The sequence below is a fragment of the Streptomyces asoensis genome (assembly GCF_013085465.1).
Classification (GTDB): Bacteria; Actinomycetota; Actinomycetes; order Streptomycetales; family Streptomycetaceae; genus Streptomyces; species Streptomyces cacaoi_A.
Genome location: NZ_CP049838.1, coordinates 1,188,022 through 1,205,597, shown reverse-complemented (window position 1 = coordinate 1,205,597; position 17,576 = coordinate 1,188,022). Strand labels below are relative to the sequence as shown.

General features: G+C 70.4%; 18 protein-coding genes and 1 pseudogene. 9 read left to right on the top strand and 10 right to left on the bottom strand.

The window, feature by feature from the left end:
• Positions 1 to 11: 11 nt before the first annotated feature.
• Both G9272_RS05540 and G9272_RS05535 read right to left on the bottom strand, forming a co-directional pair.
• Positions 12 to 1,775, bottom strand: a complete 1,764-nt coding sequence (locus tag G9272_RS05540) for an immunity 49 family protein (protein ID WP_253267716.1) — start codon at positions 1,773 to 1,775, stop codon at positions 12 to 14.
• A 532-nt stretch (positions 1,776 to 2,307) separates the two neighbouring features.
• Positions 2,308 to 2,970, bottom strand: a complete 663-nt coding sequence (locus G9272_RS05535) for an O-methyltransferase (protein WP_171395484.1) — start codon at positions 2,968 to 2,970, stop codon at positions 2,308 to 2,310.
• Between the two features lie 66 nt (positions 2,971 to 3,036).
• Between G9272_RS05535 and G9272_RS05530 the strand changes: the two genes are divergently transcribed.
• Positions 3,037 to 3,687: a TetR/AcrR family transcriptional regulator gene (locus tag G9272_RS05530; RefSeq protein ID WP_171395483.1), complete on the top strand. Its 651-nt coding sequence runs from the start codon at positions 3,037 to 3,039 to the stop codon at positions 3,685 to 3,687.
• A gap of 81 nt (positions 3,688 to 3,768) precedes the next feature.
• On the opposite strand, the gene G9272_RS05525 is transcribed toward G9272_RS05530, so the two are convergent.
• From G9272_RS05525 to G9272_RS05505, 5 genes are all read right to left on the bottom strand, one after another.
• A complete protein-coding gene (locus G9272_RS05525; RefSeq protein WP_171395482.1) occupies positions 3,769 to 4,476 on the bottom strand; it encodes a carbon-nitrogen hydrolase family protein in 708 nt (235 codons plus the stop codon).
• 52 nt (positions 4,477 to 4,528) lie between these two features.
• Complete coding sequence (locus G9272_RS05520; RefSeq protein ID WP_171395481.1) at positions 4,529 to 5,590, bottom strand: threonine aldolase family protein; 1,062 nt, start codon at positions 5,588 to 5,590, stop codon at positions 4,529 to 4,531.
• Positions 5,591 to 5,608: 18 nt separating this feature from the next.
• Positions 5,609 to 6,154 (bottom strand): helix-turn-helix domain-containing protein, encoded by a 546-nt coding sequence (locus G9272_RS05515; protein ID WP_253267715.1) that lies wholly within the window; start codon positions 6,152 to 6,154, stop codon positions 5,609 to 5,611.
• Positions 6,155 to 6,183: 29 nt separating this feature from the next.
• Entirely contained in the window at positions 6,184 to 6,906 is a 723-nt protein-coding gene (locus tag G9272_RS05510) for a metal-dependent hydrolase (protein WP_171395479.1), read from the bottom strand.
• A gap of 94 nt (positions 6,907 to 7,000) precedes the next feature.
• Complete coding sequence (locus G9272_RS05505) at positions 7,001 to 7,864, bottom strand: helix-turn-helix domain-containing protein (protein ID WP_171395478.1); 864 nt, start codon at positions 7,862 to 7,864, stop codon at positions 7,001 to 7,003.
• 193 nt (positions 7,865 to 8,057) lie between these two features.
• On the opposite strand from G9272_RS05505, the gene G9272_RS05500 reads away from it, so the two are divergent.
• The 4 genes from G9272_RS05500 (at position 8,058) to G9272_RS05485 (ending at position 10,769) form a co-directional block, all read left to right on the top strand.
• The gene (locus G9272_RS05500) at positions 8,058 to 8,381 is read left to right on the top strand and encodes a carboxymuconolactone decarboxylase family protein (RefSeq protein WP_171395477.1); all 324 of its coding nucleotides are present in this window, start codon (positions 8,058 to 8,060) and stop codon (positions 8,379 to 8,381) included.
• Between the two features lie 90 nt (positions 8,382 to 8,471).
• The gene (locus G9272_RS05495; RefSeq protein WP_171395476.1) at positions 8,472 to 9,314 is read left to right on the top strand and encodes an SDR family oxidoreductase; all 843 of its coding nucleotides are present in this window, start codon (positions 8,472 to 8,474) and stop codon (positions 9,312 to 9,314) included.
• A 62-nt stretch (positions 9,315 to 9,376) separates the two neighbouring features.
• Positions 9,377 to 9,787 carry a (R)-mandelonitrile lyase gene (locus G9272_RS05490; protein WP_171395475.1) on the top strand — a complete coding sequence of 137 codons (411 nt, stop codon included), beginning with the start codon at positions 9,377 to 9,379 and terminating at the stop codon, positions 9,785 to 9,787.
• 169 nt (positions 9,788 to 9,956) lie between these two features.
• Positions 9,957 to 10,769, top strand: coding sequence for a VOC family protein (locus tag G9272_RS05485; RefSeq protein WP_171395474.1), 813 nt, complete (start codon positions 9,957 to 9,959; stop codon positions 10,767 to 10,769).
• A gap of 182 nt (positions 10,770 to 10,951) precedes the next feature.
• Here G9272_RS05485 and G9272_RS05480 read toward each other — a convergent pair whose 3' ends face one another.
• Positions 10,952 to 11,494 carry a hypothetical protein gene (locus G9272_RS05480; RefSeq protein WP_171395473.1) on the bottom strand — a complete coding sequence of 181 codons (543 nt, stop codon included), beginning with the start codon at positions 11,492 to 11,494 and terminating at the stop codon, positions 10,952 to 10,954.
• 173 nt (positions 11,495 to 11,667) lie between these two features.
• Here G9272_RS05480 and G9272_RS05475 point away from each other — a divergent pair, with 173 nt between their 5' ends.
• Both G9272_RS05475 and G9272_RS05470 read left to right on the top strand, forming a co-directional pair.
• Positions 11,668 to 12,603, top strand: a complete 936-nt coding sequence (locus G9272_RS05475; protein WP_171395472.1) for a metalloregulator ArsR/SmtB family transcription factor — start codon at positions 11,668 to 11,670, stop codon at positions 12,601 to 12,603.
• The gene (locus G9272_RS05470; protein WP_171395471.1) at positions 12,600 to 13,202 is read left to right on the top strand and encodes a dihydrofolate reductase family protein; all 603 of its coding nucleotides are present in this window, start codon (positions 12,600 to 12,602) and stop codon (positions 13,200 to 13,202) included. Before G9272_RS05475 ends, G9272_RS05470 begins: the two co-directional genes overlap by 4 nt.
• A gap of 40 nt (positions 13,203 to 13,242) precedes the next feature.
• On the opposite strand, the gene G9272_RS05465 is transcribed toward G9272_RS05470, so the two are convergent.
• Together G9272_RS05465 and G9272_RS05460 are read right to left on the bottom strand one after the other, a co-directional pair.
• Positions 13,243 to 14,448 (bottom strand): PP2C family protein-serine/threonine phosphatase, encoded by a 1,206-nt coding sequence (locus G9272_RS05465; RefSeq protein ID WP_253267714.1) that lies wholly within the window; start codon positions 14,446 to 14,448, stop codon positions 13,243 to 13,245.
• The gene (locus G9272_RS05460; RefSeq protein ID WP_171395470.1) at positions 14,445 to 16,052 is read right to left on the bottom strand and encodes a sensor histidine kinase; all 1,608 of its coding nucleotides are present in this window, start codon (positions 16,050 to 16,052) and stop codon (positions 14,445 to 14,447) included. The genes G9272_RS05465 and G9272_RS05460 overlap by 4 nt, the downstream gene beginning before the upstream one ends.
• 109 nt (positions 16,053 to 16,161) lie before the next feature.
• Here G9272_RS05460 and G9272_RS05455 point away from each other — a divergent pair, with 109 nt between their 5' ends.
• Together G9272_RS05455 and G9272_RS05450 are read left to right on the top strand one after the other, a co-directional pair.
• A complete protein-coding gene (locus G9272_RS05455; protein WP_171395469.1) occupies positions 16,162 to 16,932 on the top strand; it encodes a response regulator in 771 nt (256 codons plus the stop codon).
• Between the two features lie 79 nt (positions 16,933 to 17,011).
• Positions 17,012 to 17,508, top strand: a pseudogene (locus G9272_RS05450) (GNAT family N-acetyltransferase); the annotation flags it as partial.
• Between the last annotated feature and the right edge of the window lie 68 nt (positions 17,509 to 17,576).

Here is a 17,576-nt window from a genome sequence, read left to right as displayed (position 1 = left end):
GGGGAGCCCTTTCAGAAGGGTTCGGCCGCCTGGAGCAACCGCTCGGGCAGGTAGGGGGACTCGACCCGGACGTTCCAGCCTCTGCGGCGGGCGTGGCAGGCCAGGCCCAGGACGTTGAGGTCGATCCGGGCGTCCGGGTCGTCGGCGCGGTCGGCGACCCGGTAGTAGTCGCGGTGGGCTTCGAGAGCGTCGGCCAGGGCGAGGTTGAAGCTTTCCTCGTCACCCTCCACGAGCTGCGACAGGAGAGCCCCCGGCGGCGGGAAGAAGCCCCAGTCCCTGGCCTTGTCGACGTCCCGCAGCGCCCGTTCCATCGCCGGCTCCGGGTCCGCGCCCTTCAGGTAGTCGTGGAGGGCCACGCGGTACGACGCGAACGCGGAGCGGTCCTCGGTGGTGAAGGCGGGGCCGGTCAGGACCAGCGGAGCGAGGTCTTCGCGTACGCCGGTGATCAGGGCGAAAGCGGTGGCGGTCTGCCAGTTGCCCGCGCTCGCTTCCTCGCCACGGGTGGCCGGGTAGCCGAGGGTACGGCCGTCGACCGTCACCCGGGCCTCGGTGCCCGGCTCGGCGAGGGCGATGCGGAACAGGGCCGCGCCCAACTGGGAGGCCAGGCGCAGGTTCGCGAGCTGGGCGTCCGTGACGTCGCCGGAGTCCGAGGCACGCCACTTGAAGAGGAGCTCCTGGTAGCGCAGGGCGCTCCCGAGCTGCCATACGGCGGGGGGCTGCCCGTCCACCGGGGTGAGGGCCTCCTGGGTGTACTGGTCGAACAGGGCCTCGCTCTCCGGGGCCGGGGCCCTTTCGGGGGTCGGCCGTCCTACCACCAGCGGCCCGGCGGCCAGCGCGGCGACCGCCTCCGGGCGCCGACGGCGGCCGAAGCCTTCGACGCGCGGGCCGCGGGTCTCGAAGCCGGTGACCAGGGCGCGCGGAAGGTAGTCGGTCTCGAGGGCCGGCGCCCAGCCCAAGGTCCGGTACGCGAGTGCGGCCAGGGCGACCGGCAGGAGCGGGAGGAGGCTGCCCGCCGAGGCGCCCGGGCCAGGCAGGGTGCTGTAGGGCAGCAGGAGAGCGGTCAGTCCGGAGTCGAAGCCCACTTGGTCCTCGGCGGCCAGCGCGCGCAGGGTCTTGAGCGCCACGCTGTCCGGCCGGTCGAGGAGGCTTTCGCCCGTCTGCTCCTCCCGGCTGCGGATACGGGCCAGCGCGGCGTCGAGGGCGGCGAGCTTCTGCCGGGGGCTCGGGGGGTAGTCCGCGTCGTCGTCTCCCGTGTCGTCGAGGACCTGTGCCATGAAGCCCTTGGCGAGCTCGACGGCGGGCGTTCCGTCCGCGACGGCGCCGAACTTCTGGCGGGCGAAGTGGAAGGCCTCTCCGTGCCACTTGGCCTTGTCCGAGAGGATGGCGAGACAGAACGCGTCGATCCACTCGCCCGGGGTGACGCTCTCCTCGGCCGCCTCCTCGTCTCCGGCGTCGTACCCCATGCCGAAGTTCACGTAGTTGAGCGTGATGTGGAAGGAGCAGTGCGGGAAGTACGCCGCGAATGCCACCGCGCCGGCCGCGGCTTCGGTGGCGTCCTTGAGCGCCGCCTTCGCCTCCGGGGTGTCGAGGTCAGGCGTTTCGACAGAGAGGGCACCCAGGTAGTCGAGAAACTCCTCGGCGATCGACGTCCACTCGTACGTGGCCATCCGGCCGGCCTTCGACATCGACCGGACCTGGCCTCCGATCCGGTTCACGAAGTCCTCGCGCGCCGCCGAAACCACTGCCCCGCCCACCTGGTGACGCTCTATCCGCACTACGCCGCTCCTTGATCACTTGTCTGATGGCCAGCCTAGACGCCTGGTCTGACACGCACGCGGCAGGTGCGGCCGACCGCGGGCCCCGAACGGCACGGCTGCTCGCTCACCACACGGTGCGCGTCTCGGCCCCTGCCGCGTACGAACTGCGCAGTGATCTCTGTGACTCGGCGCCCAGGGGCCGACGGTGGCGGTCGGTTCGGTCGGCCTGCCCGGCAGGCCCCAGTCGGGCGGGGGGCGGAAATCGCACCACCGGCCGTCGAAGGGGAAGCGGCCGGCCTCCGCGAGCCGGGCGACCTCCTTGCCCTCGGCACGGATCGCGGCTGCCTCGTCAGCCGTCCAGGTGACATCCATGCACGCGATCATGCCGACGACCCCCGACATTGCCATGAAGACCTGTCATGCAGGCCTCGGGCACGCCCTCTTGGCGGCGAGGGCGTGAGGTCTCACCGCAGCAGCGCAGCACTGGCAGGGGACATGCGCGGGACCGGTGGTTCATCCCGATCCGGCCGGGTGTGCTTCGCCGCGCCGCTCAGAGGCGGCAGCTGATCTCCATGCCGTCCTCGACGGGGAACGTCACGCTCTGATATCCGTTCGCCGGGTCGCGTACGTAGTCGAGGTACGGCCGCAGGCCACTCAGGCCGACGTCGTCGGCCACGACGAGCGTGCCGGGCCGCAGACGCGGCTCGAGAAGCCGCAGGACGGGCAGGCACAGCTCTTTCCAGCCGTCCAGCAGGACGAAGTCCGCGGGGTCGTCGAGGCCGCGGAGGGTGTCGCGGGCGTCTCCCTCCAGCACGGTGATCAGGTCGTCCAGGCCGGTCTCGGCGAAGGTCCGGCGGGTTGCGGCGATCTTGTCCTTGCTGAGTTCCGTGGTGATGACGCGTCCGGCGCCGTTGTCCCGTACGGCCGCGGCCAGGTACAGCGTGGAGATCCCGAAGGACATGCCGAACTCGACGACCGTGGCCGGGCGGGCGGCCCGGACCAGGTTGTACAGCAGTTCCCCGCCCCTGGCGGAGATCGGCATGTAGACCTCCGCCACGGTGTCGGCCCGCTCCTGGGGTGTCAGCGTCGTGAACCCGCCGGGCAGCTGCGCGCTGACGCGCGCGGCGGTGACTTCGTCCTGCTCGGCCCGCTCGAACATCCGACTGAGGGCTGTCTCGATGCGGGGGTCGGCCAGCGTGTGGGTGTGTGTCATGGGCGCTAGAGTAGACGCAACGTTGCGTTATCTCTAGAGGCGATACTCTGACCGACGGGAGGGGAAATGGCACCTGCGACAAACGCCGCCGAGGCGAGCAGCACCGGCGGATCGGGGCGGCGTCACCACGGCAACCGGCACGGACGCAGCGAACAGGCCCGGCTGGCGGTACTGCGGGTGGCCGACGGCCTGCTCGTCGAGAAGGGTTTCGCCGGCGTCACGATGGAGGGCATCGCCGCACGGGCCGGTGTGGCCAAGCAGACCATCTACCGCTGGTGGAAGAGCAAGACCGACGTCCTGATGGACGCCTTCCTCCAGGACGCGACCGAGGACCTCACGGCTCCCGATTTCGGCGACATCGCCCTCGACCTGCGCGACTATCTGCGCCGACTGGCGTGGTTCCTCAGTGAGTCCGACCCCGGCGCCGTCTTCAAGGCGCTGATCGCCCAGGCGCAGCATGATCCGGTGTTCGCCCAGGACTTCCGGTCCCGATACCTTGACGGGCAACGCCGCCGCGACCGCCTGCCGTTGGAGCGGGCCGTGGACAGGGGCCAGCTGCCTCCGGACCTCGACATGGCGGCCGAGACGGACCAGCTCGTAGGCCCCCTCTATTACCGCGTGCTGGTGACCGACGAGCCGATCGGCCACGAGTTCACCGACGGGCTCGTCGACGCGTTCCTCCGACGGCACAAGTTGACGGCGCGGACGAAGTCCTGACCGATCAGCACACCCAGGGACTGACTGTGTGATGCCGTGATCGCCTCAAGGAAGCCCTGCTCGGCAGATCGGGGGCACGGCCTATCCGACCTCGGCGGTGATCACCATGCTCGTGTCGGCGTCGGCCTCCATCAGCAGGGCGCCGCCCGGAGCCCACAGTGCCGAGCGGCCACAGCCCGTCCACGCACCAGCCGGGCCGACATGGTTGGCCACGACTACGTGCATGTCGAAGTCCTTTGCGATCCCCGGATACACCGCCGCCAGCTCTTCCACTCCACCGCCCGTGCCGTACAGCGAGCTGGCCAGATGAACCTGACATCCCTCGGCGGCCCCACGGGAGATCAGCTCCGGGAAGTGGTTGTCGAAGCACGTGGCCAGGGCGAAACGCAGCCCCCCGAACTCGAATCGTCCGTCGTGTCGTCCTGCGACGAAGACGTCCTGCTCGTGCTCGAACAGGTGCTGCTTGCGATACGTGGTGATCAGTTCCCCGTCGGTCCCGAAGACGAACGTCTCGATGGCAGGCCGTTCCCCGTCGGTGGCCGCGACGCAATTGACGACGGTGGCGACACCGCTCTCCCGGACCGCATCCAGGCGAGGGTCGTCCGCACGTACCCAGAGATCGCGGCGGGCGAGAACGGCTTCGAGCTCGTACCCGGTCAGCGCCAGCTCAGGAAACACCAGCAGCTCGGCCTCCTGCTCGCGCGCCCCGGTGGCCAGGGACGTCATCTGCTGCACATTCGCCGGGATGTCGGCAGGGACACAGGTGAACTGGGCTGTCGCGATCTTCATGGAACTCAGCATGCCAGCCCGTCCGACACACGCCGCGTCCTCCGGCCGTCGGTCAGTGGGTGTGGCGGCGGACCGCGTCGAGGAGCTGGTCGATGTCGTCGGCGCTGTGGGAGAAGGCGGTGACCAACCGGACGATCCCCGGTTCCCAGCGGTCGTGGTAGAAGACGTAGCCCTCGGCAAGGAGTCCTTCGGTGACCTGCTGGGGCAGACGGCAGAAGAGGATGTTGGCCTGCGGCGTGGCCAGCAGGCCGGTGCCGGGGATGGTCTTGAGACCGTCGCCGAGCCGGGTGGCCATCGCGTTGGCCTGGCGGGCGTTGCGCAGCCACAGGCCGTCGGTGAGGTACGCGTCGATCTGGGCGGCGTGGAAGCGCATCTTCGCGGCGAGCTGACCGGCGCGCTTGGCGCGGAAGGCGAGCTCGGCGCCGAGTGCGGGGTCGAAGGAGACGATGGCGTCGGCGGTCATCGCGCCGTTCTTGGTGGCGCCGAAGGACAGGACGTCGATGCCGGCCTTCCAGGTCATCTCGGCCGGGGTGGCGCCGAGATGGTCCAGGGCGTTGGCAAAGCGTGCGCCGTCCATGTGGACGCGCAGTCCTGCGTCCTTGGCGACGGCGGACAGCCGGCGGATCTCCTCAAGGGTGTGGACGCTGCCGCTCTCGGTGGCCTGGCTGATGCTCACCGCGGACGGCTGCACGCTGTGCACGTCACCGGCCCGGCGGCGCACCGCCGCCTCCAGCGCTTCGGGGTCGATCTTGCTGTCGGGGCCGGGGACACCGACCAGCTTGGCGCCGCCGGTGAAGAACTCCGGAGCGCCGCATTCGTCGTGGTTGATGTGACTGTCGGGGTGAGAGAGCACGCTGCCCCACGGCGGGGTCAGGGCGGCCAGGCTCAGCCCGTTGGCGGCGGACCCTGTGGAGACCGGGAAGACATCGACGTCCCGCTCGAAGATCTCGCTGAGCCTGCGGCGGGCGCTGTCGGTGTAGGGATCGTTGCCGTACGGCAGGACCTGCCCGGCGGCCGCGTCGGCGACGGCCTGGGCTATCTGCGGGGACGCCCCGGCCATGTTGTCGCTGATGAAGGCACGGCTGGAGGGAGTAGTGACGATGGTGGCGCTCATGAGAGGTCTTCCTCGGTCTCAGGTGCTGATGGGGGAGGCGAAGACGACGGTGATGTCCACTTCCTCGGAGCCGGTGCGGTAGAAGTGCGGCGCGTCTCCGGCGAAGGCGAGCATGTCGCCGGGGCCCAGATCCTGCGGGGCGTCGACGGGGCCGGCGGTGACGTGCCCGGTGGCGACGAGCAGGTGCTCGATCGTGCCGGTGGCGTGCGGGACGCCGGGCAGCTCCGTCTCGGGCGGGATGCGCAGCCGCCAGATCTCCAGGCTGTTGCCGCTGCTGATGCGGCGCAGCAGTTCCCGGGAGACCTCGCCGGGCTCGATGTCCGTGCCCGGCCGGAAGACCGGCCCGGTGTCGGCGTCACGTGCCAGCAGGTCGGCGATCGGGATGCGCAGGGCGATCGCGATCGCATCCAGGGTGTCGATCGTCGGATTGCCGTTGCCGGCCTCCAGCTGCGACAGCGTGGCTTTGCTGAGCCCGGCACGCCGGGCCATCTCCGCGGCGCTCATGCCGCGCTGCTGGCGGCGCAGGCGGATCTTCGCGCCGACTGCCGCTGCGGTACTGCTCACGGGCTGGCGACCGGACGGCGGGGGCGTCATCAGCGGCTCCTGTGGGTCGCGGTGTAGGACACGCGGATGCGGCCCTTCCTGACCTTCAGCGTCGGCAGTACCACTTCGGCCAGGTCGCCGAGGCTGCGCACGTGCGTGCCCCCGCACGGCGCAGCGTGCAGGGCGTCCAGGTGCACCACGCGCCGCCCGTCGGCGAGGCACCGTGCGAAGACCGGCAGATCGTCGGCGACCGCGGCTGCCACCGCGGCGCGCAGCGCGGCAGTCGCCTCCTCCCGCCCTTCGGGGTCGGTCAGCCGCGTGTCCGACTGGGGTGCCTGGAACTCGATGCGTGCCTGGCCGGGGAAATGGTTGCTGCCGACCATCTCCCACCCCTGCATCCGTCCGACCGCTTCGACGAGGTGTCCGGCCGTGTGCAGCGCGGCGTGAGCTGTCCGGGTCCGAAGGTCGATCCGGGCTCGCACCCTCTGCCCCTCGCCGAGGGGCGGAAGGCTGCCGCCCTCCGGCGCCGTCGCCACGATCAGTCCCGACTCGCGGTCCCGGACCGGGACGATCTCCGTGTCCTCCAGCCACCCTCGGTCGGCGGGCTGGCCTCCGCCCTGCGGATGGAACACGCAGTGCTCGACGGCCGCCCATCGCGCCCCGTCCCTCTCGCCGACCGCGATCACCCGCGAATCGACCTGATCCAGGTAGGTGTCATCGAGGTAGACGCTGACCTGTGCGCCCACCCGAGGAGCCTCGATTGAATGAACCATACGTTCACTATACCGAACCCCTGAGGCAGTGAACGCGACGTTCGTTTTACTGAACGGTTCCTTAGCTGGCGTCCGTGCGCTCCGCCGCCCGGCACTACTGCTGGTGTTGCTCCTGTTGATGCGTCGCGGCCCAGGAGGCGAGGAGGCGCAGGCCGTCGTGGGAGGGGGTGTGGGGCTCGGCGGTCCAGACGACGAGCTGCTGCTCGGGGTCGGTACTGGCGGTGAGGGTGTCCCAGTCGAGGGTGAGCTCCCCGGCGATGGGGTGGTGCAGGGTCTTGGTTCCGACGTTCAGCGCGGCGACGTGGTGACCGCCCCACCACGTGCGGAAGTCGTCGTCCTGCACGGACAGCTCGCCGACCAGTGCGGTCAGCCGCGGATCCTGGGGATACCTGGCGGCTTCCATGCGCAGTTGGGCGACGGCTGTGCCGGCCACGCGTTCCCAGTCCGGATAAAGCTGTTTCATGGCCGGATCCGTGAAAAGCAGCCGCACGTAATTGCGCTTCTTTTCCGGGATCAGGGAGAAATCGGTGACCAGTGCCGCGCCGAGCGCATTCCAGGCGAGAATGTCCATACGGCGGCCCAGGACAATGGCCGGCGTGGCGGCGAGATCGTCCAGCAGGCGCCGCAGCTGAGGTTGCACCTTCTGCCCGGAGCGCCGAAGGGGCCGGTCGTTCGCCTTGCCTGCCAGCTCGAACACGTAGTCCCGCTGGTCGTCGCTCAGGTGCAGCACCCGCACGAGCGACTGGAGGACCGGAGCGGAAGGCTGCATACGGCCCTGCTCCAGACGGATGTAGTAGTCCGTGCTGATCGCGGCGAGCTGGGCGACCTCTTCCCGGCGCAAGCCCGGCACTCTCCGGGGCGTCCTCGTGTCGGGCAGTCCCACGGTGCGGGGGCTGAGCTCGGCACGCCGGGTCTTGAGGAAGTCACCCAGCTCCTTGAGGTGCGCACTGGTGGCCATGTCGGCCAGTCTCGCACCGGTCACCGGAACCGTGGGTGGGAGAGATCTGTCCCAGGATGTTTCTCTCCCAGGAGGAAACCCTCCTCTTTGCGCGCGTGGGAAAGCGTGTGAGCGTGAAGAACGTGCCCGGCCGAGGGGGCCGACAGAAACCTCTTGGAATTCCCGTGCGTTTCCCTACGACAGGAGCAGCATCATGGCGGAGCAGCAGTCCGCAGCCCAGAAGGCCATCGGTGACATCGCACCCAAGCTTGCCGACCTGACCGACGAAGTCCTGTTCGGCGACGTCTGGGAACGACCGGGCCTGTCCCCGAGGGATCGCAGCCTGGTCACCGTCTCCACCCTGGTGGCGCTGTACCGCACCGACCAGCTCGGCTTCCACCTGGCCAAGGCCCTGGAGAACGGGGTCACCCAGGAAGAGCTGGTCGAGGCCATCACACACCTGGCCTTCTACGCCGGCTGGCCCAATGCCATGAGCGCCGTCACCCAGCTGAAGGCCCTGGCCGAGAACGGTCGGTAACCCCCTACGGAGGGGATCCCCCGCAATGGTTCCCGGCGCGCCGGGTCCCTCAACGACCGACACCCCACCACACCACGGAGCACCACCCTCATGAGCAAGGTCCTTTTCATCACCGGCGCCGGCCGCGGTCTGGGCGTCGACATCGCCCGCGAGGCACTGAAGGCCGGTCATCGGGTAGTGGCCACCGGCCGTCGGCCGGAGCAGGTCGTCGAGGCCCTCGGCGGCGAGCAGGACAACCTGCTGGCGACCGCCCTGGACATCACCGACCTCGAGAACGCCCACGCCGCCGTACGGGAGGCCGTGGACCGCTTCGGCCGCATCGACGTGCTGGTCAACAACGCCGCCAATTTCTACGCCGGTTACTTCGAGGAGATCTCCGACGCGCAGATGCGTCAGCAGATCGAGACGAACCTGTTCGGGCCGATGAACGTGACCCGTGCCGTCCTGCCCGTCATGCGGAGGCAGCGCGACGGTCACATCATCACCGTTTCCTCCATCGCCGGGCTGGTCGGCCAGGAGTTCTGTGTCGCCTACGCCGCCGCCAAGTTCGGCGTCGAGGGCTGGATGGAGTCCCTGCGCTTCGACGTGGAGCCGTTCGGCATCCGTACGACGGTCGTGGAGCCCGGCTTCTTCCGCACGGAGCTGCTGGTGGATGCCTCCACCAGCTGGGCGGAGCTGTCCGTCGACGACTACGCGGAGCGCACCGCGGCGACGAAGGCCGCCTGGCAGAGCATGAACGGTCAGCAGGCGGGCGACCCGGCCAAGCTCGCCCGCGCTCTGCTCGCCGTCGCCGAACTTCCGGAGCCGCCGCAGCGGTTCGTCGCGGGCTCCGACGCGATCCCGACCGCGGAGGCCAAGGCCAAGGAACTGCTGGCGCAGGCGGAGGCCTCCCGTGAGCTGGGCGCTGACCTGGCTCACGACGACGCCGCCTGAACCCGGACCCGATCCTCCCCCCCCCAACACCCCCGACTCGGTAGCACCGTCAGGAGAAGCCGATGGAGATCCTCAAGAAGCAGCCCACCAGCAAGGCCCCGGCCGACTGGTTCACCGGTGACGTGTGGTGGGACGTCGTCTACGCCGGGCAGGAGCCCTCCCGGGCGCGCCTCAACCTCGTACGGTTCGCGCCCTGTGCCCGGACCGACTGGCACTCCCACACCCTGGGCCAGACCCTGCACATCGTCTCCGGCATCGCCCTGATCGGCGGCCGTGACGGCAGGGTCATCGAGGCCCGCCCCGGCGACACGGTCCACACTCCGCCGGGCGAGGAGCACTGGCACGGCGCCGCCCCCGACGCCTTCATGGAGCACCTCGCCCTGTGGGAGGGCCGCGGTGACGGCGGCCCGGAGACCACCTGGCTGGAGAAGGTCACCGACGAGCAGTACAACGGCCGGCGCACCATGGCCTGAAGGACAACGCCGGCGCGGCAGACCTGGAACTGAGCACGGCAGACCTCGCCGGACTCGACGCCCTGCCACCCCCCAGCCCGCGGCCGGGCGCCGCTGGACGTGGCCGACGCGCGATTGTCGGTCGCCGGTGTCACGCTGAAATGACACAGGACCTGCGAAGGGAACAGCCGTGATCACGACCGACCTCACTCCCGGCTCCCCCTGCTGGCTGGACCTCGGTGCGCCCGATGTCCGCGCCGCCGCGGCCTTCTACGGCTCGGTGCTCGGCTGGGACTACGAGTCCATGGGCGGGGGCGAGGGCGAGGGCGGGGACATGGAGGGCGGGATGTTCCAGCAGGACGGCAAGACCGTCGCCGGGCTGGGCAAGCTGTCCGAGGACGGGGCTCGCTCGGCCTGGATGATCTACTACTGCGTCACCGACGCGGATGCCACCACCCAGGCGGTGGAGGGCGCGGGCGGCGTGGTCCGGGTGCCCCCGAGAGACCTCGGTGAGTGGGGGCGGATGGCGCAGTACACCGACCCGTCGGGCGGCCAGTTCGCGGTCTGGCAGCCAGGGAAGAACGCGGGCTTCGAGCTGGCCGACGTGCCGGGTTCGCTGTCCTGGACCGAGCTGTACACGAGTGACGCCGCGGCCGCGAAGGAGTTCTACGGCGCGGTCTTCGGCTGGCGGTTCGGCGAGATGGAAATGCCGGGCGGCGGGGGCACGTACACCCTCATCACCCCGGCCGGGCTCCCCGAGGAACGGATGCAGGGCGGCCTGATGGAGGTCCGCGAGGAGGACCTCGCCCTGGCGGGCGGGCGGGCGTACTGGCACCCGGTGTTCGCCGTCGCCGACTGCGACGCCGCCGTCGCCGCGGTCACCGGGAACGGCGGCAGCGTGCAGATGGGACCGACGGACGCGGAGGGCGTCGGCCGGCTGGCCGTCTGCCTCGATCGGTCCGACGCCGACTTCGTGGTGCTCACCCCGTCCTCCCCGAACTGACCGCTCCCGACTCAGGGTCACGGCGGGACGCACCGCAGCAGCGCCGCCGGACCCGGTGTGCTGCCAGGGCGGGTGGTGGACGAGGCCACGCTCGGCGGCGTCGTGGGCCGCTGGCCGTACGGCGAGGTGGTGGGGTCAGTACCGATTCCTGAACACCGCCCGATCGCCCGGGAACTGGCCCGTCATGGCCGCCGCCGCGAGTCGGTCCGCGAAGCGCTCGTAGGCCGCGTGTTCCTGGGCCGACAGGTCGATGCGGCGCGCGTCCCCGCGTCGATGTGCTCGGGGGCGAGAGCCGAGGCCGGCGTCTCGACGTCCTCGTCGGGGGTCAGGGTCAGGACCGCCAGGGTCCGGTCGACCGTGCCGCGACAGTCGCGGGGGCTCGCCACGCCCTCGATGTCCGCCGAGCCGCCTGCATGGCGGGTCACCAGCACCGAGGGAGCGGCCTTCGCCCCGGCGCGGACTACGCGGCGCACGCGGGCGAGGGCGCGCAGGTCCGCCTCGTCGACCGTGACGGGGTGGAGCGGAATGAGGCGCCTGCCGTCCGGGGCACGCAGGGCGCTGCGGCGGGCGGGATCGTCGTGCGTGGTGTGCAGGATCCTGCGGCTGCGCAGCACCGGCGGGAGGGCCCGGTGGATGTTGCTCCAGGCGTCGAGGGAGGCAGGCGCGTCCAGGCCGGTGAGGTTCTCCGGTCCGGCCGGGTAGGCAGGCGCGATGTGCTTACCCACGCCGCGTTCCCTGGCGGACCGGGCCGTGTGGCAGGGCGCGGGCAGAAGGGCGTGGGTCATGTGGAGGTCGTGAAGCCACTCGGGATCCATCGCCGAAGCTGCGACGGCTGCCCGGCGGCACTCGCGGATATATTCCTTGACGCGAATATTCGTCTTCGGGAATACTTACCGCCATGGACGCACTCCTCGCCGCACTGGCCGACCCGGTCCGCTGGCGGCTCGTGAGTCTGCTGGCCGAGCGGCCCCGCCCGGTCGGCGTTCTCGCTCGGCTCGCCGATGCACGCCAACCTCAGACGACCAAGCACCTCCAGACCCTGGAGCGCGCCGGCGTCGTGACCTCCCAGCGCACCGGTCAGCGCCGCATCTACGCACTCAGGCCCGGGCCCCTCCGCGACCTGGCGGCCGCGCTCAGCCGACTCGCCGACACCGCGGACCAGGTCAGCGGCCCGCACGCGACTCACGACCGCTACGGGCGCAGCCTCCACGCAGAGCGGCTCGCCGCGCGGGAGCCGGGGTGGGCCGACGGCCGCTCCTTCACGTTCCACCGGTCGCTGACGGAACGACCGGAGCTCGTCTGGCGCCACCTGACCGAGGCCGTCCTGCTCGCGCGCTGGTGGACCCCCGAAGACCTCCGCGTCTCCGAGCTCGTCTTCGAGGCACGGCCCGGTGGGCGGATCGTCCAGGAGTACCGCGACGCCGAGGACACCGACGACTCCGACCTGGTCGCCGGGCGCGCGGAGGGAGTCGTCGTCGACGTACGCCCCGGCGAGCACCTCGCCTACCGCCTCTCCCCGCTGCTTCCCGACGGCAGCCCTGCCTTCACCGCTCACGTCGACATGGACCTGCGGCCCACCGACACGGGCGCGGACCTCGACGTCCACTGGCGAATGACCGACAGCACCGTCGAGTCCGCGGACTTCATCGCAGGCATCGAGATCGGCTTCGGCCAGAGCCTCGACAAGCTCGCGGCAACCTTCGCTGCGGACGCGGACGCGGACGCGAACTCGCACGACACCGACAGCACAAACGGCGCAAACAGAACAGGCGGCCCCGACAGCCCCGACAGCCCCGGCAGCCCCGGCAGCCCCGACACAAGGAGCGCGAAATGACAGAGCAGATCGCCGGTCGTCGAGTCGTCACCAACATGGCGCTCTCCCTCGACGGCCACTACGCCGCGCCGGACAACCCCGTGGACATGGGCTGGGTGATGCCGTACGCCGTGACCGACGTCGCCCGCGACCACCTGACCAGCCTCTGGGAGCCGGCGACGACGGCCCTGCTCGGGCGGGTCAACGCCGAGGGATTCCTCGGCTTCTGGCCCACCGTCATCGGCATGGAGGGTGCCGACCCGCGCGACGAGGGCTTCGCGAAGTGGCTCGTCGACACCGACAAGGTGGTCCTCTCCTCCACCCTCGACGAGGCGCCGTGGGAGCGCACGACGATCGTCGACAAGCCGACCGCCGAGGTGGTCGCGGACCTCAGGGCCACCGAAGGCGGCGACATTCTCGTGCTGTCCAGCGCGAGCGTCGTCAAGGCGCTGCTGGCGGCCGACGAGGTGGACCGGCTGGCGCTCACGATCTTTCCGGTCTTCCTCGGCGGCGGTCCGCGTCTCTTCGACGACGGTCTGCCCGCGAGGCAGTGGACGCTCGTCAGCCAGACCGCGGGCGAGCACGGCACGTTGGCCCTCGTCTACGACCGAGTCCGCTGAGTTCCTCCATCGTCCGGCTGGGCTGCCGTTCAGGAGGGTTTCACGGGTGGGTGGGGCGGTTGCCCCAGTCCAGGCGGAGCACGGCGAGGTCGTCGGAGTGGCGTCCGGCGTTCAGCTCGTGGGTTTCCTTGATGAGCAGGTCGACGTGGGTGGCCGGGTCCGCCGACGGCAGGTTCCCGATCAGCGCGAGCAGTCCTTCGACGCCGAGCCGTTCGTTCGTCGCCCCGTTGTGCCCTTCGGTGAGGCCGTCGGTGTAGAGGGTCACGGCCCCCGTGGTCGGGAGCGGTACGACGGTGGAGGGCCAGCTGCGCAACCCGGGAACGATGCCCAGCGCGATGCCGTGTGCGGCGGCCAGTTCCCGGGTTCCCTCGGCCGTGGTGAGGAGGGGCTCGTGATGGCCGGCGAGGTGGAGGGTGGCGGTGGCGGCGTCCTGGTCGAGGGTGAGGAGGGTGCAGGTGGCGAACAGCTGCTGGCTGCCGCGTTCGGCGATCAGGATGCGTTCCATCAGATGCAGCAGGTCCTCGCCGCGGTGTCCGCCGAGCACGAGGGAACGCCAGGCGATGCGCAGGCAGACACCGAGTGCGGCGGCGTCGGGGCCGTGTCCGCTGACGTCGCCGACGACGGCGTGCAGCAGTCCGTCGTCTCCCTCCACCACGTCGAGGAAGTCCCCGCCGAGCAGGGCCATCGCGGCGCCGGGCAGGTAGCGGGAGGTCACTCGCACGGTGGAGGTGTCGAGCATCGGCTGGGGCAGCAGACCGCGTTCCAGGCGGGCGTTCTCCTCCGCCCGCAGCCGGGTGGCCTGGGCTTCGGCGCTCGCGCGCTCGGTCTGGCTTCGGTAGACGGCGTAGCGCACCGTCCGGTGCAGCAGGTCCGCTTCGACCTTGCCCTTGACGAGGTAGTCCTGAGCCCCGGCGGCCATGGCGTCGGGGCCCGCCTGGGCCTCGGCCAGCCCGGTCAGGACGATGACCGCGGTGTGCGGGGCCAGGCCCCGCACGGCGGCGACCGCGTCGATGCCCGATACGTCGGGCAGGTGCAGGTCGAGGAGGACGCAGTCGATCGGGGCGTCGGCCAGTTCGGTGCGGGCCTCGGCCAGCGTGGTGCGGGTCCTCAGCTCGAACCGCAGCCCCGTGTCGTACAGGAGCTCCTCGACGAGCAGGGCGTCGCCCTTGTCGTCCTCGATCAGAAGGATGCGGTACATCGGCTCTTCGGACGCCGCATCGGGGCCGGCTGTCATCGCTGTGGTCATCGTGTCTGCTCGGTGCCGGAGCGGTCGGCCTCCGGCAGGGTGGACGGGCCGGGGCTCGCGGGCGGCTCGGATGCCAGGGTGAAGGCGATGCGGGTGCCGTCCTGGTGGTCGGTGTCGACGCCGATGGTGCCGCCGTGGAATTCGACGATCTTCTTGCACATCGCGAGGCCGATGCCGCTGCCGGAGTAGGCGTCCTTGGTGTGCAGCCGTTGGAAGATCACGAAGACCTTGTCGGCGTACTCCGGTGCGATGCCGATGCCGTTGTCGGTGACGGTGAACCGCCACAGTTCGTCTTCCCGGGCCGCCGTGACATGGATCTCCGGAGCTTCGCCGGGGCGGCGGAACTTGACGGCATTGCCGATCAGGTTCTGCCAGAGCATGCCCATCTGGGTGGGGTCGGCGACCAGGGTCGGCAGCGGATCGTGGGTGACCGTCGCTCCGGCCTCTTCGATGCCGACGCTCAGCGCGGACAGGGTCCGCTCCATCACCTTGTCCAGGTCGACGCTCTGGTGGGTGTTGTGCATCCGTCCGACCCGGGAGAAGTCGAGCAGGTCGTTGATGAGGACCTGCATGCGGTTCGCCCCGTCGACCGCGAAGGCGATGTACTGGTCGGCCCGGGTGTCGAGTTGCCCTCCGTAGCGCCGCTGGAGGAGCTGGGTGAAGCTGGAGACCTTGCGCAGCGGCTCCTGGAGGTCGTGGGAGGCGACATACGCGAACTGCTCCAACTCCGCGTTGGAGCGCTGAAGGTCCGCGGCCTGCGCGTCGAGACGCTGACGGGCCTCTTCGCTGAAGGCCAGTTCCCGTACGAGACGGCGGCGCATGAACTCGATCTCACCGCTGAGGCGACGCAGGTCGGCGGGGCCGGTCGGGGAGATGGGGTGGTCGAAGTCGCCGTCGGCGATGGTGCGGGCGTCCGCGCCGAGCTGGTCCAGCGGCCGGGTGATGCCGCGGCGCAGTCCTTCGAAGACGAAAGCGGTGAGGACGACGATGAGTATCGCGGCGGCGCCGAACACCACGTTCCGCAGGGCCATCGTGGCCATCAGGTCGTCCCTCGCCCGGACACGGTCCGCGCGCAGCCGTTCCTGCTGCGCGGTCAGCGCGGCACGTACATCGTCGAAGGCCTTCTTGCCCTCCGCCGCCCGTTCGGTGGCCAGTGGTGAGGGCGAGCCGGTCGGCGCGGCGGCGATCGGCCGCGCGATCCTCTCCTGCCACTTGTCCACCGCGTCCTGCACGGTCTTCAGGTCGTCCAGGCCGGCCCGGTCGTCGGCGAGCAGCTCGGTGAGTTGCGCGATGCTCGTCTTCTGCTCGGCGAGGCCCTCCTGATAGGGGGTGATGAAGTCCACCGTGCCGGTGATCCCGTAGCCGCGGATTCCGGTCTCCTGGTCGAGAAGGGCCGACTCCAGCCGGATCGCGGTGGTCAGCGCGGGAGACCGCACGTCCACGAGGTCCCTGCTGATCGACTCGGTACGTGCCAGGACCCACGCTCCTGTGACACCGAGGAGAGCCAGCACCGCCAAGGACACGGCCGCCCCCACCTGGAGCCACCGCCGGGTCGTCCACGTGGAAAGCCACCACGTACGCGGCGGTCTCTCACTGCCGGTCATTCTGTGGACTCCTCGCTGCGAACATTTGCCCGAAGGCAACGGTCAGCACACTCTAGACGGCGACAACGCTTGTTGTCGCGAACTGCTCCCGGACCATAGAGTGCCAGGCATGCCAGGCAAGAACTTCGATCTGCGGACCACCTCGCAGGAGACGGCCGTCATCGCGGACGCCGCGGTCGGCAACCTTGCCCAGCGCCTCGCCCACCGGCTGCTGGAAGGCCCCCCGCACCCGGCACCGGACGACCCGGCACAGGCCCTGGCCCTGCTCCATCTGCTGAATCAACTCCAGCAGGCCGCCGAACGGCTCCAGCGGGAAGCAGCCGTGGCTGCCGCCCGCGCGGGAGCGGGCTACCCGCAGCTCGGCGCCGCCTGCGGCCTGACCCGCCAAGGCGCCCGGCGCCGCTGGCCGGGGCTCTTTCACCACTCTGACGAGACACCCACGGAGCATCCGATGATGACCACCCCTGCCCGCCCCTTCGACGTCCTGCTCGTCGAGGACGACGTCGCCGACGCGATGCTCATCGAGGAAGCCCTCTCCGAGCGTGGAGCGCGCAACCTGGTCCAGGTCACCGACGGAGTCGCCGCTCTGGAACACCTGCGCACCCCGGGCAACCCGCGGCCGGACCTCATCGTCCTCGACCTGAACATGCCGCGCATGAACGGCCGCGAGCTGCTGAAGGTCCTCAAGACCGATGAAGACCTCCAGACGATCCCCGTCGTCGTCCTGACCACGTCCACCGCCCCCGGCGACGTGACCGACGCCTACAGCAGCCACGCCAACGCCTACGTGACCAAACCCGTCAACCTGGATGAATTCGAGCAGGCCGTCCAGAGCATCGACGCCTTCTACCTCGACACCGCCGCCCGGCCTCGCCCCTGAAGCACCGGGAGTCGACGGGCTGAGCGAGGCTGTGGGCGTGCCGCGGGAGTGGCAGTACGTCGGGGCGCCGACGCCGTTCGAGGACGGCTGGAAGGCCGACGAGCCGTGGAAGCCGCTACGCCGCGACCTCACGCAGCCGGTCAAGGACCCGGGCGTGCGGATCGAGGTCACCGGGCCGAAGCAGGCGCAAGCGCGGGCTGCCGTACAGCGCGCATCGTTCGACAGGTCGACCTTCACGGACGAGCGCCGGCACGCGATGGTGGCCGGACCGCCGTACGCCGACGCCCGGTGTCTGGTCGCGTACGACGATCAGGGCAACGCGGTGGCGGCGGTGACGGTGTGGTCGGCCGGTCGGGGCAGGCCCGGGTTGCTCGAGCCGATGGGCGTGCACCGGGAACATCGCGGTCACGGCTACGGCATGGCGATCACCGTCGCAGCGGCGACCGCACTCCGGGAGCTCGGCTCGTCGAGCGCGCTCGTCTGACCGCGAGCTCGAATGTGGGCGCGGTCGCCACCTACAAGTCGGCCGGCTTCCAGCAACTTCCGCAGGTCCGGGACCTGTACCGGGACGCCTGAGCCGCATCTCCGAACTGGCGTACGCCGCGAGGACCGCATCGAGGACGGCTTGCTGGACCAGGTCTTCG